This is a genomic window from Nonomuraea sp. NPDC003214 (assembly GCF_053590035.1).
Genome location: NZ_JBSFSX010000004.1, coordinates 270,025 through 283,733 on the forward strand (window position 1 = coordinate 270,025; position 13,709 = coordinate 283,733).

Sequence of the window (13,709 nt, forward strand, 5' to 3'; positions counted from 1 at the left end):
ATACCAGTGATCATGTGACAATCCATCACAGAGGGTATTGGGGGGCACACCCATGATCCGACACGCCGATCGAGCGGCTTGAGGATGCCTGACGGGGACGAGGCGTTCGAGCTGGGCCGGACCTGCGCACTGGCCGCCGCGTGCGGCCGGGACCTGCGGCGGTGCGCCCAGATGTACGCGGGCCTGTTCCCCGCGGCGGCCTTCGACGCCGAGTTCTACACCACGCTGTCGCTGTCGGGCGCCTTCAGCGCGCCCTGGGCCACCGCCGATCGGCTGAAGATCGTCAACCGCACCGCCCTGTGGGTGCTGGCGCTGGACCGGCTGGTCGACCGCATCGCCACGAGCCGCGACCAGGTGGCCCGGCTGGCCCGCGACTGCCTGGCGGTCGCCGACGGCGCGGCCCCGCGCGCGGCCGTCACCCGGTTCCTGGCCGACCTGCGTGACGAGCTGGCCACGGTGGCGGAGTTCGGCGAGCTGCGGCAGGTGTGGCGTGACCAGCTCGCCCGCACGCTGGCGGCGATGGAGCGGGCCTGGGTGTGGCGTGACACCGGCGCCCGCGTGACGTTCCCGCACTACCTGGACAACGCCGACAGCCGCGGCACCTGCTTCGTCGACCTGTCGCACTGGATCTACGCCGGCGACACGTGGGCCAGGGCGCATCTGGAGGAGCTGCGCGAGGCCAGCGGGTGCGTGCAGCGTTACCTGCATCTGCTCGGCGACCTGGCCTCCTACCGGCGCGACGTGAGCTGGGGCGGCCTGAACGTGCTCATGCTCGGCGTCACCTCCGGCGAGGTGACCGACGCGATGGCGGACCTGGCGGGCGAGGCGGGCGAGCTGATCGAGCGGCTGCGGGGGAGCAGTCCGCACAAGCCAGGCGTTCGGCAATGCCGAACATGTGAGAAGTGAGGAAGCCGTGGAGTACGTCGCCGCCATCGACCAGGGCACCACGTCCAGCCGGTGCATGGTATTCGACGAGGGCGGCCGGATCGTGTCCGTGGCCCAGCGCGAGCACCGGCAGATCTTCCCCAGGCCCGGCTGGGTCGAGCACGACGCCGCCGAGATCTGGGACGCCGTGCAGGGCGTGGTCGCCGACGCGGTCACCGGCAGCGGCATCGACCCGGGCAGCCTCGTCGCCCTCGGCATCACCAACCAGCGCGAGACCACGATCCTGTGGGACCGCCGCACCGGCGAGCCGGTGGCCAACGCCATCGTCTGGCAGGACACCCGCACCGACGCCCTGGTCACCGCGCTCGCCCCGCACGAGCAGCTGTTCCGGGAGCGGGCCGGGCTGCCGCTGGCCACCTACTTCGCCGGCCCGAAGATCCGCTGGCTGCTCGACGAGACCCCCGGCCTGCGCGAGCGCGCCGAGCGCGGCGACGTGCTGTTCGGCACCGTCGACAGCTGGCTCGTCTGGAAGCTCACCGGCCGGCACGTCACCGACGTCACCAACGCCAGCCGCACCATGCTGATGAACCTGCGCACGCTCGCCTGGGACCCCGAGCTGCTCGACGCGCTCGGCGTGCCCGCCGCGATGCTGCCGGAGATCCGGCCCAGCGCCGAGGTCTACGGCCGCACCGCCGACGGGGTCCCGGTCGCCGCCGCGCTCGGCGACCAGCAGGCCGCGCTGTTCGGCCAGACCTGCTTCTCCCCCGGGGAGACCAAGAGCACCTACGGCTCGGGCAGCTTCCTGCTGATGAACACCGGCGCCGAGCCCGTCACCTCCAAGCACGGCCTGCTCACCACCGTCGGCTACCAGATCGGCGACGCCCCGGCCACCTACGCGCTCGAAGGCTCGATCGCCGTCACCGGCTCCCTGGTGCAGTGGCTGCGCGACAACCTCGGCCTCATCTCCAGCGCCGCCGAGATCGAGACCCTGGCCCGCACCGTCGACGACAACGGCGGCTGCTACTTCGTGCCCGCCTTCTCCGGCCTGTTCGCGCCCCACTGGCGGGCCGACGCCCGCGGGATCATCGCCGGGCTGACCGGGTTCGTCACCAAGGGCCACATCGCCCGCGCCGTCCTGGAGGCCACCGCCTGGCAGACGCGCGAGGTCGTCGACGCGATGAACGCCGACGCCGGCCTCGCCCTCACCGCCCTGCGCGCCGACGGCGGCATGACCGCCAACAACCTGCTCATGCAGATCCTGGCCGACGTCCTCGGCGTGCCCGTCGTACGCCCGATGGTGGCCGAGACCACCTGCCTGGGCGCGGCGTACGCGGCCGGGCTGGCCACCGGCTACTGGCCCGGCACCGACGCGCTGCGCGCCAACTGGCACAAGGCCGCCGAATGGCGGCCGGAGATCGACCCCGACGTCAGGGACGCCGAGCACCGCAACTGGCGCAAGGCCATCGAACGCAGCCTCGACTGGAGCACCACATGACCGCCATCCGCACCACGTCCGGCGAACGGGCCGAGACCCGCGAGGAGCTGAGCAGCCGCCCCTACGACCTGCTGGTCATCGGCGGCGGCATCCTCGGCACCGCCGTCACCTGGATGGCCGCCCAGGCGGGGCTGCGCGTCGCCATGGTCGACGCGGGCGACTTCGCCGGGGCGACCTCCAGCGCCTCCTCCAAGCTCGTTCACGGCGGCCTGCGCTACCTGCAGACCGGCAACGTCAAGCTCGTCGCGGAGAACCACCGCGAGCGCCGCGCCCTGGCCGGTGAGATCGCCCCGCACCTGGTCAAGCCGCTGTCGTTCGTCGTGCCCGTCTACCGGGGCGGCCCGCACGGCGCCGCCAAGCTCGGCGCGGGCGTGTTCCTCTACTCGGCGCTGTCGGTGTTCGGCGACGGCCTCGGCCGCGTCATCACGCCGCAGCAGGCGCTGGCCCGGGTGCCCGCGCTCAAGCCCGCCGGGCTGCGCGCCGCCGCCGTCTACGGCGACCACCAGATGAACGACAGCCGCGTCGCCGTCATGACCGTCCGCGCCGCCGTCGACGCGGGCGCCGTCGTGCTCAACCACGCCGAGGTCGTCGGGCTGCGCAAGTCCGGCGGCACCGTCGTCGGCGCCGACCTGCGCGACCGGCTCGACGGCGCCGAGTTCGGCGTCTCGGCCAGGCTCGTCCTCAACGCCACCGGCCCGTGGGTCGACCACCTGCGCCGCATGGAGGACCCGGACGCCGCGCCCAGCATCCGCCTGTCCAAGGGCGCCCACCTGGTGCTGCGCCGCCACGAGCCGTGGAAGGCCGCGCTGACGATCCCCATCGACAAGTACCGGGTGTCGTTCGCCATCCCGTGGGAGGACCACCTGCTGCTCGGCACCACCGACGAGGCGTACGACGGCGACCCTGCCGACGTGCGCGCCACCGACGCCGACGTGGCCCAGATCCTCGACGAGGCCGGGCACGCGGTCGAGGACGCGCAGGTGCGCCGCGAGGACATCACCTACGCCTTCGCCGGGCTGCGGGTGCTGCCCGGCGGCCCCGGCCGGGTCGCCGCCGCCAAGCGGGAGACGCTGCTCAGCCGGGGCAGGGGCGGCATGCTGTCGGTCGCCGGCGGCAAGTGGACCACCTACCGCCACATCGGCAGGGTCGTGCTCGACACGCTCGCCCGGCTGCCCGGCAGGCCGCTCGGCGACGACCTGGCCGCCATCCTGCCCACGGTGCCGCTGCCCGGCCTGGCCAGCCCCGACGCGGTCGCGATGCGGCTGTGGTCGGAGCACGACCCGGCCGCCCGCATGGACCCGCTCGTCGCCCGCCACCTGGCCTCCCACTACGGGACGCTGGCCTTCGACGTGGCCAGGCTCATCCGGGAGGACCCGGCGCTCGGCGAGCGCATGCACCCGGACGGCCCCGACATCTGGGCCCAGGCGGTCTACGCCCGCGACCACGAGTGGGCGGTCACCGTCGACGACGTCCTGCGCCGCCGCACCACGCTCACCGTGCGCGGCCTCGACACCGACGACGTGCGCGCCCGCGTCGCCGCCCTGCTCGCCCCGTGATCACCGGCGGGCGCGCAGGGCGTCCAGGCGCCGCATGACGGGCGTGGCGGTGACGCCGTGCAGCACGACGGAGGCCAGCACGGTGAACCCCGTCACCGCCCACAGCTCGTCCGCCGGCACGCCGAAGTCCGCCTGCCCCAGCGCGTACGCCAGGTAGAACAGCGACCCGACGCCCCGGATGCCGAAGAAGGAGATCACCAGGCGCTCCCGGGGCCCGGCCGCCCCGCCCGCCTGGGAGAGCCAGCCCGCCAGCGGCCGGATCACCAGCAGCAGCAGCACGCCCACGGCCACGCCCCGCCAGGTGAGCGCCGCCAAGCCGCCGGTCGCGACGAACCCGCCCAGCAGGAGCAGCAGCCAGGCGGTGAACAGCCGCTCGATCTGCTCCACGAACCCGTGCAGGACCGAGTTGTAGCCGTGGCCGCGCTCGGCGTTCCTGATCGCGCACGCGGTGACGAACACCGCCACGAAGCCGTAGCCGTGAGCCAGCTCGGTCAGGCCGTAGGACAGGAAGGTGGCGGCCAGGGCGACGAACCCGTCGTGCCGTTCGGCCAGGCGCAGCCGCTTCTCCCGGGTGTGGAAGAACAGGCGGCCGAGCACCCGCCCGATCAGCAGGCCGCACACCACGCCCGCGGCCGTCCGGTAGAGCACGTCCACCAGGGCCCACTCGCCCGCCCAGCCCGCCCCGCCCACGACGGCCAGCGCGACGGCCGCGTACACGATGGGGAAGGCCAGCCCGTCGTTGAGCCCCGCCTCGGAGGTGAGCGCGAACCTGACCTCGTCGTCGGCGTTCTCCACGTCGACCGGCTCGCCCACGTGCACGTCGGAGGCCAGGACCGGGTCGGTCGGCGCGAGCACCGCGCCGAGCAGCAGCGCCGCCGCGAGCGGCCACTCCAGCAGGACGAGCGCGGCGGCGGCCACCCCGGCGACCGTCACGGGCATCGCCCAGCCGAGCAGCCGCCACGTGCTGCCCCACGACCGCCACCCGGCCTTCCGGTTGAGCGCCAGGCCGGCGCCCATGAGCGAGACGACCACGCAGATCTCGGTGATGTGCTCCAGGGCCAGCCGGTGCGCGACCGGGTCGGGCTCGGGCAGGCCGAGCGGCAGCAGGAACAGCAGCACGCCCCCGGCCAGGTAGGCCAGCGGCAGCGAGAACGCCCGCTTGGCGAGGAGCTCCGGGAGGAGGGCGGCCAGCAGCGCCGCGGCGCCGCCCAGGGCGAACAGGAGATCAGGAGGAGACACGCCGGGCCTCTGCCCGGGAGATCGCGTGTCAGCCCTGGGCGTCTCGTTCGGTGAGCCTGGCCATGGCCTGGCCGTAGGGCGGGTCGAACCAGTAGTCGGAGTGCCAGCGCAGCTCGGCGAGGGGTTCGCCCGGGTCGGGCTGCGGCGGGTCCCAGCAGAACACGTCCACCGGACCCGGCTCTGCGGCCCGGGGGCCGAACGGGTCAGCCGGGGCGAAGACGGGCCCCCCGATCGGGTCGCTCAGCCGGTACAGGTTGACCCACGGCACCGCCTCACGCACCGCGGGCAGGCTCGGGCCGCCGAAGTAGGCGGGGAAGAAGGCCGCGTACAGCCTGCGCAGCGGCGAGCCGTGGGTGAGCAGCCGCACCCGCCCGCGCGCGCCGGGCCCGAGCTGCAGCACCAGGGCGGCGGCGATGACGCTGCCCTGGCTGTGGCCCGACAGCACCACCCTGTCGCGTTCGTCCCGCGACAGCACGCCGACGCGGGCGACCAGCTCGGGCAGCACCCGCTCGGTGTAGCAGGGCGGCGCGAGCGGGTGGATGGCGCGCGGCCAGAAGGTCGCCACGTCCCACAGGATGCCGATCGTGCGGCGCAGCGCCGGGTCGCTGTAGGTGCGCCGGCCCAGCAGCACCAGCCCCACGAGGGTGGCGGTGATGGCCCAGCTGCCCATCGTGGCGAACAGCCCGGCGGTGCCGCCGACGGGGTGGACCAGCCGGAGCTGGTAGATCACCGTCACCGTGGCGAACCCGGCCAGCATCACGCCGACGAGCAGCCCCAGCACGAGCCCGGCCCGGTCGGTGAGCGAGGCGAGCGCCCACTTGCCGGCCACGTCGTCGCCGTCGTCGCCGTAGTAGGGCGTGAGCTTGGGCGTCAGCTCCTCCGCGACCGTGCCGCGGATCCGCCACAGCACGGCGGCCACGCAGATCACGCCCAGCACCAGGACCGGCACGAGCGCGGCCGTCCACCACACGGCGTCGCCCAGGAACAGCCTGCGGCCGACCGGCTGCGCCCTGGCGGGCGACTCCGGCACGCCGAAGAACGAGGCGGTCCAGAACATGACGCCGAGCGCGAGCGCGTTCGCGCTGCCCGCCGCCACCATGAGCGTGAACCAGCTCGCCATCCCGCGCATCGCCGGCCGCTCCTCAGGCGCCGACAGCCGCGCCAGCACCCACGTCGCCACCAGCAGGAACACCACCAGCGCCACCAGCAGCACGAACCGCACCCCGGCCACGCCCGGCAGCTGGAGCGGAGGCGTCCCGCCGAGCGGCAGCCCGGCCATCGCCGCGGCCAGCGTGACCGCCAGCACCGCGGGCGCGGCCACCTCCAGCACCCGGCAGGCCGCGGTGAGCGGCCGGCCGCCCGGGTCGTCGCCGCCGGGGTCCACCCGCCGCGCCAGCCCCGGCAGCAGCACCAGCGCCGCCGCGACGACCTGCACGGCCCCGTTCGCCACCGTCAGCGCCAGCCCGGCCGCCGCCCCCGCGAACGGCGCCGCCACGGCCAGCCCGATCGCGCCGAGCGCGTACGCCACGTGCACCGCGCGCAGCCGCCACACCGGCACGTCGCCGTGCCACAGCCGCCGCCGCGCCAGCGGCAGCGCCGCCTCCTGCGGGCCGTCGGGCGGCATCCCCGTACGCTCGTCGCGCTTCCACGTCCGCCGGGCGATCAGCCACAGCAGCGCCACCACGGCCAGCGGCACCAGCGCGGTGACCGCCAGCCGCCGCGACGGCTCCGCGCCCCACAGCTCGCCCATCCAGCGCACCCACACGGGCGCGGTGTCGTACGTGCACGCGCGGCCCGCGGCGGTGCACTGCCAGCCCACCAGGTCGACACTCGACCCGATCACCGCGTGCACGAGCGTGCCGGTCAGCAGCAGCGCGAACAGCCGCTGCGCCGCCTCGACCACGTGGCGCAGCCGCCGCCCGCGCGCCGGCCTGGGCAGCATGAAGTAGGCCAGGTTCGCCAGCGAGAACGGCAGCAGCAGCAGCCACAGCGCGATCGTCCGGCCGCCGGAGGTCAGCCCGCCCCACGCGTACGCCTCGCGGTGGCGCACGCCGGGCACGTCGGCCTGCTCGCCGCCGGGCGGCCCGGCGGGCCACCAGCGGCGGTAGAAGCCGGTCGTCGAGTCACCCGACACCAGCCGCGGATGCGGGTGGTTGAGCATCTGGTCCGGCGGCGTGCCGGACACGCCGTGCACGCGCAGCTCGGTCAGGCCGCGGCTGGTGGTGTCGAGGAACCCGTCCATACACGCATGGTCGCCGCGCGGGCGGGGCCACGCCATAGGCCGGAACCATCACGTGTCCATATGGTTACTCTCCGTCAGAAGCCGGGACTTGGCGGCCTCGGCGGCGCCCAGGCGTTCGAGCCCGCACAGGGCCGCGCCGACGATCGAGCGGACGCGGGACACCACCGGCTCGGCCTTCGGCGCCCTGGCGGCCAGCCCGGCGGTGACCAGGTCCATGAGCAGCGGGTGACCGGCGGTCAGCAGGCCGCCGCCCAGGACGACCTCGGCGGGCGTCTCCAGCAGGTGCAGGCGGCGCAGGCACACCTCGGCCAGCACGACCACCTCGTCGGCCTGCCGCCCGACGAGCGCCGCCGCCACCGTGTCGCCCGCGCCCGCCGCGGCGAGCACGCCCGGCGCCAGCTCGTGCAGCCGCCCCAGCCCCACCTCGCCGAAGTGCACGGCCAGCACCAGCTCCTGCACGGTGGCGACGCCGAAGTGCTCCTTGACCGTGCCCGCCAGCGCCGTGGCGGGGCCTCGGCCGTCCTCGGCGCGCACCGCGTGCCACAGCGCCTCCTCGCCGACGCCCTGGCCGCCGCCCCAGTCGCCGCTGATGCGCCCCAGCGCCGGGAACCTGGCCACCTCGCCGCCGGGGGAGACCCCGGCCGCGTTGATGCCCGCCCCGCACACCACCGCGACGCCCCACGGCTGCGACGCGCCCGCCCGCAGCAGCGCGAACACGTCGTTGCGCACCACGATGTCCGGCCCGAAGCCGCGCGCGGCGAACTCGGCCGCCAGCGCCTCCTCCTCCACCGGCAGGTCGGCCCCGGCCAGGTAGGCGGCCACGTGATCGAACCCGCCCGCCACCGCCCAGCCCGCGTCGCGCACGGCCTCCTCGACGACGTCCACGGCGGCCCGGACGCCCGCACTCTGCGGCACGAACGCGCCCGCGCGGCCGGTTGCCAGGATCTCGCCGTCCTCGGCCACCACGGCCACGTCGGTCTTGCTGTTGCCGCCGTCGACGGCCAGCAGCACCCTGCGGCGCGTCATCGGCCCGCCGCCCACGCCAGGTGCGCCCGGTTGGCGTCGAGCAGCAGCCCGGTCAGCTCCTCGGCGATCGCGTCCTGGCCGATCAGCGGGTGGGCGAGCAGCGCGTCACGCACCCGGTCCGCGCCGCCGTGGAGTGCCGCGTCCAGGGCCAGCTGCTCGTACGCGGACACGTGCGCGACCAGTCCGGCGTACAGCGGCTCCAGCGGGGCGACGGGCAGCGGTTCCGCGCCGGAGGCGGTGATCCTGGCCGGGACCTCGATCACCGCGTCCGGGCCGAGGAACGGCAGGGTGTCGCCGTTGCGCACGTTGACGACCTGGGTGTCGCCCCGGTCGCCGAGCAGGGAGGCGATCAGCGCGACGGCCGCCTCGGAGTAGAACGCGCCGCCGCGCTTGCCGAGCAGCTCCGGCTTGGTGTTCACCGACGGGTCGGCGTACAGCTTGAGCAGTTCCTCCTCCATCGCCGCGACCTCGGCCGCCCGCGACGGCTTGGCCCGCTGCTCCTCCACGACCAGGTCGTGGGCGTAGAAGTAACGCAGGTAGTACGAGGGCACCACGCCGAGCCGGTGCAGCAGCTCGGGACGCAGCCCCACGTCGGCGGCGATCTCGTCGCTATGCTCGGCCAGCAGCCCGGGCAGCACGTCCACGCCGTCGACCGTGACCGAGCGCTCCCACGTCAGGTGGTTGAGCCCGACGTGCCCGAGCTGCACCCGGTCGGGCTCGACGCCCAGGTGCCTGGCGAAGCGGCGCTGGAAGCCGATGGCCACGTTGCACAGCCCGATCGCCCGGTGACCGGCGTCCAGCAGGGCCCGCGTCACGATGCCCACCGGGTTGGTGAAGTCGACGATCCACGCGTCCGGCGCATGGGCCCTGACCTGCTCGGCGATCTCCAGCACCACCGGCACCGTCCGCAGCGCCTTGGCCAGGCCGCCCGCGCCGGTGGTCTCCTGGCCGACGCAGCCGCACTGCAACGGCAGCGTCTCGTCGACGTTCCGCGCGGCCTGGCCGCCCACCCGGAGCTGGAACAGCACCGCGTCGGCCCCGGCGACGCCCTCGGCCACCTCGGCGGTCGCGACCACCCGCGCCGGGTGCCCGGCGTGCGCCAGCATCCGCCGCGCCATGCCCGCCACCAGCCCGAGCCTGGAGGCGTCCGGGTCCACCAGCGCGATCTCGGTCAGCGGCAGCTCGTCGCGCAGCCGCGCGAATCCGTCGATGAGCTCGGGCGTGTACGTGGAGCCGCCCCCGACAACAGCGAGTCTCAAACCTCGGTCCCTTCCATGGGTCACGATCCGGGCAGCGTGGCGCCGAAGACCTCGTCGCGCACGATCTTCAGAGCCAGGTCAAGTCCGCCGGCCAGCACTGGGTTGCCCGCCACCTCCGACAGGCGGACCAGGGGCTGGGGAATCGTCAGCGCGTGCAGCTCCCGCTCGATCAGCGCCCGCAGCGGCTCGCCGCCCGCCAGCACCACGCCGCCGGTCACCACGATCAGGCCGGGGTCCACCACGGACGTGATGGCCGCCAGGCCCACGGCCAGCCGGGCCGCCACCTCGCGCAACCCCGCCGCCGCCCCGGCGCTCTGAGGGCCACGGAGAGCGCTCTCCGTGACGGGGGTGACCAATGAGGTCGTCTCCGCCCCGTCCGTGGCCGTAGCGGCCCTCTGAGCGCCGTCCGGGCCTGTGTGCGCCGGATGTCCGGCCCGGGGATCTTCGAGGGCGGCCGTCCCGTCCGCCTCCAGCCGGCGGACGGCGTTCGCCACCGCCTCGCGGAAGTCCGCGCCCTCGACGCCGTGGGCGCGCAGCACCCGCAGGACGGCAGCGCCGCCGGTGAGCGCCTGGTAGCCGTGGTCGCCGTACTGCCCCGCCTCCCGGGCCGTCGGCGCGCCCGGCGCGGGCATGTAGCCGACCTCGCCGGCGCCTCCGGTCGCGCCCCGGTGCATGCGGCCGCCGAGCACGATGGCCGACCCGATGCCCTGGTCGGCCCAGAGCAGCACGAAGTCGGGCGTGCCGCGCGCCGCGCCGTGCGCCTGCTCGGCCACGGCCACCAGGTTGACGTTGTTCTCCACCGACACGGGCACGCCCAGCCCGTCGCTCAGCGTCTTCTCCAGGTCGTCGACGTGCCAGCCGGGCATCTCCTCGGCCGTCGCGTACCCCAGGCGGCCCGTGGAGGGGTCCAGCGCCGCCTGCACGCCGATCACCACCCGCCGGGGCGGCTCGGGCGGCCTCGCCCCCGCGAGGGCCGCGCGCAGCCGGTCGACGAGCTCGTCCGGGGTGGCGGGTGCGGGCACCGCGTGCTCGCCGACGACGGTGCCGGTCAGGTCGGCCACGCGCGCCTCGACGCGGGTGAAGGTCACGTCCAGCGCGGCCGCGTACGCCGCCTCGGGGTTGAGCCGGTAGACCTCGGCCGTACGGCCGGGCAGGCCCTCCCTGATGCCGTCGGGCACCACCAGCCCGGCCTCCTGCAGACGGGAGAGCAGCTGGGAGGCCGTAGGCTTCGACAGACCGGTCAGCGTGCCGATCTCGAGGCGGGTGAGTGGGCCGCGTTCGAGAAGCGCGCGCAGGGCGGCGCGATCGTTGATCGCGCGCAGCAGGCTCGGCGTGCCCGGCACGGGACCGCTCACTGTTACCCCTTCCAGTTAGGAAACTTTCCTAACCGGGGTGAACGTAAAGAGCGAAAGGCCATTCGGTCAAGTGTCGAAATCGACCCGTGACCGTACGAGAGGGAGGGAAAGGCGAAGAGTGGCTCAACAGGCGTGCTAATGTCGTCGTTTGTCGTAACAACAAGCAGAATGGCCCGGAGCGTCCCATTAACCACAATAATGGTCTGGCGGCAACTCGTCAAACAGAGCTCGCCAGGGAGCAGGCGTACGTCACCCGCCTCTACGACCGCCTCGACCTGCTGCGCGAGCGCACCCAGCGGCAGCTCAAGGACGTGCTGGCCATGGGAGCCGTCGGCACGATGCAGAACATGTCGGAGCGCGACTCCTTCGCCGAGATGCACGCCACCCGGCTCGCCCGGCTGTGGGCGGTCGAGCGCGGCCTGGTTTTCGGACGGCTCGATCACCACGCCGAAGGCCGCCTCTACATCGGCAAGCTCGGCCTGACCGACGACGAGCAGGAGCGGCTGCTCATCGACTGGCGGGCGCCCGTCGCCCAGCCCTTCTACCGCGCCACCCCGGCCGCGCCGATGGGCGTCACCCGGCGGCGCCACCTGCAGACCAGGGGCCGCGAGGTCATCGGCGTCGACGACGACCTGCTCGACCTCGACGCGCTCACCGAGGACGACCGCGCCACGCTCAACGGCGAGGCCGCGCTGCTGGCCGCGCTCGACGAGCGGCGCACCGGCCGCATGCGCGACATCGTCGCCACCATCCAGGGCGAGCAGGACCGCGTCATCCGCGCCGACCTCAACGGCGTGCTGGTCGTGCAGGGCGGCCCCGGCACCGGCAAGACCGTCGTCGCGCTGCACCGCGCCGCCTACCTCCTCTACACCCACCGCGAGCGGCTCGAGCGCCGCGGCGTGCTCGTCCTCGGCCCCAACCCGACGTTCCTGCGCTACATCGAGCAGGTGCTGCCCTCGCTGGGCGAGACCGACGTGCTGCTGTCCACCGTCGGCGAGCTCTACCCCGGCGTGACCGCCACCGCCCGCGAGCGGCCCGAGGTGGCCGCCGTCAAGGGCGACGCGCGCATGGCCGAGGTGCTGGCCAAGGCCGTGCGCGAACGCCAGCGCGTCCCGCGCCAGCCGATCGAGCTGAACCTCGGCCGCAACACCCTCACCATCGACCGCGGCATGCTGGAGTCGGCCCGCAACAAGGCGATCCGCTCGCGCCGCCCGCACAACCAGGCCCGCGCGGTGTTCGTCAGGTCGCTGCTCAACGCGCTCGCCCGGCAGCTCGCCAGGAAGATCGGCAAGGGCCTCATCGACGACGATGACCTCGCCGACCTGCGCGAGGACCTGCGCACCGAGCCGGTCGTCCGGTCCGCGCTCAACCGCCTGTGGCCCTACCTGACGCCGCAGCGGCTGCTGCTCGGCCTGTACGGCTCGCCGCAGCGGCTCGCCGAGGCCGCCTCGGCGCTGACGCCGGAGGAGCGGGAGCTGCTGCTGCGCGACGCCTCCCGTGCGGGGGAGTGGACCGAGTCCGACGTGCCGCTGCTCGACGAGGCCGCCGACCTGCTCGGCGAGATCGACGAGCAGGTGCTGCGCGCCTCCGCCCTGCAGGCGGAGGAGGAGCTGGCCGCCGCCCGCCGCGCCGAGGAGCACGAGCGCGAGGCCGAGCTCGCCTACGCCCGCGAGGTCCTGGAGCTGACCGGCCTGTCCGACGTCATGGAGGCCGAGCGCCTCGCCGAACGCCAGCGCGGCGGCGGCCCCTACCTGACCACCGCCGAGCGCGCCGCCGCCGACCGCACCTGGGCCTACGGCCACGTCATCGTCGACGAGGCGCAGGAGCTGTCGCCGATGGCCTGGCGCGCCGTCATGCGGCGCGTCCCCAACCGGTCCATGACGATCGTCGGCGACATCGCCCAGACCGGGTCCGCCGCCGGCGCGCGCTCCTGGAAGGACGTGCTCGACCCGTACGTGGCCGGGCGCTGGCGGCAGGAACGCCTGACCGTCAACTACCGCACGCCCGTCGAGCTGATGGAGGTCGCCGCCCGCGTGCTGGCCACCGTCGGCCCGTCGCTGGAGGCGCCCACCTCCGTCCGCGAGGGCGGCACGCCGCCCTGGTCGGCCCCGCTGTCCGCGCTGCCCGACCTGGTCAGGGCGGAGGCGGCCGAAGGCGGCAAGGTCGCCGTGGTGACCCCCGACGCGCTGCTCGGCGAGCTCGGCGACCTGGTGCGCGAGGCGGTCGAGGGGGCCGTGGTCGTCGCCCCCGGAGCCGGCCGGGCCCGCGGCGCGGCGGCGCTCGACGCGCCCGTCGCCGTCATGGGCGTCGCCGACGCCAAGGGGCTGGAGTTCGACGCGGTCATCGTGGCCGAGCCGGGCCTCATCGCGGCCCAGTCGCCCCGCGGCCCGAGCGACCTGTACGTGGCGCTCACCCGCGCCACGCAACGGCTCGGCGTCGTCGCGGAAGGCCCGCTCCCGCAGGCGCTCAGCGGCTTGCCAACCCGTGCGCAGGCGGCCGCGAATGGGCTTTGACCGGCTCCGGCGCGGGCGGCCACCTGCGAAGACTCGATGTTTCTGCTGATCGGGACACGGTTGACATCTGAGGTGGAGTCGGTAGTTTGCTGCGCAGTCCAGCACGGGACTTGGCCGGTTGGCCGTCTCTGACATCGCC

The 13,709-nt window shown here is 74.6% G+C and carries 9 protein-coding genes; 4 read left to right on the plus strand and 5 right to left on the minus strand.

The window, feature by feature from the left end; genetic code table 11:
• Positions 1-84 precede the first annotated feature (84 nt).
• From ACWDXC_RS13690 to ACWDXC_RS13700, 3 genes are read left to right on the plus strand one after another with little or no spacing between them, the layout of a single operon-like run.
• Complete coding sequence (locus tag ACWDXC_RS13690; protein ID WP_449981345.1) at positions 85-906, plus strand: terpene synthase family protein; 822 nt, start codon at positions 85-87, stop codon at positions 904-906.
• Between the two features lie 7 nt (positions 907-913).
• On the plus strand, positions 914-2,380 hold the full coding sequence (gene glpK / locus ACWDXC_RS13695; protein WP_449981347.1) for a glycerol kinase GlpK: 1,467 nt from the start codon (positions 914-916) through the stop codon (positions 2,378-2,380).
• A complete protein-coding gene (locus tag ACWDXC_RS13700; protein WP_375074921.1) occupies positions 2,377-3,936 on the plus strand; it encodes a glycerol-3-phosphate dehydrogenase/oxidase in 1,560 nt (519 codons plus the stop codon). Before glpK ends, ACWDXC_RS13700 begins: the two co-directional genes overlap by 4 nt.
• On the opposite strand, the gene ACWDXC_RS13705 is transcribed toward ACWDXC_RS13700, so the two are convergent.
• From ACWDXC_RS13705 to ACWDXC_RS13725, 5 genes are read right to left on the minus strand one after another with little or no spacing between them, the layout of a single operon-like run.
• A complete protein-coding gene (locus tag ACWDXC_RS13705; protein WP_449981349.1) occupies positions 3,937-5,175 on the minus strand; it encodes a cation:proton antiporter in 1,239 nt (412 codons plus the stop codon).
• Positions 5,176-5,203: 28 nt separating this feature from the next.
• On the minus strand, positions 5,204-7,417 hold the full coding sequence (locus ACWDXC_RS13710; RefSeq protein ID WP_449981351.1) for a hypothetical protein: 2,214 nt from the start codon (positions 7,415-7,417) through the stop codon (positions 5,204-5,206).
• Between the two features lie 48 nt (positions 7,418-7,465).
• Positions 7,466-8,443: an N-acetylglucosamine kinase gene (locus ACWDXC_RS13715; protein WP_449981353.1), complete on the minus strand. Its 978-nt coding sequence runs from the start codon at positions 8,441-8,443 to the stop codon at positions 7,466-7,468.
• Positions 8,440-9,702 (minus strand): 6-phospho-beta-glucosidase, encoded by a 1,263-nt coding sequence (locus tag ACWDXC_RS13720; protein ID WP_449981355.1) that lies wholly within the window; start codon positions 9,700-9,702, stop codon positions 8,440-8,442. The genes ACWDXC_RS13715 and ACWDXC_RS13720 overlap by 4 nt, the downstream gene beginning before the upstream one ends.
• A gap of 20 nt (positions 9,703-9,722) precedes the next feature.
• Positions 9,723-11,057, minus strand: coding sequence for an ROK family protein (locus ACWDXC_RS13725; protein ID WP_449981357.1), 1,335 nt, complete (start codon positions 11,055-11,057; stop codon positions 9,723-9,725).
• 320 nt (positions 11,058-11,377) lie between these two features.
• On the opposite strand from ACWDXC_RS13725, the gene ACWDXC_RS13730 reads away from it, so the two are divergent.
• Positions 11,378-13,570, plus strand: a complete 2,193-nt coding sequence (locus tag ACWDXC_RS13730) for a HelD family protein (RefSeq protein WP_449982038.1) — start codon at positions 11,378-11,380, stop codon at positions 13,568-13,570.
• The last annotated feature ends 139 nt before the right edge of the window (positions 13,571-13,709 follow it).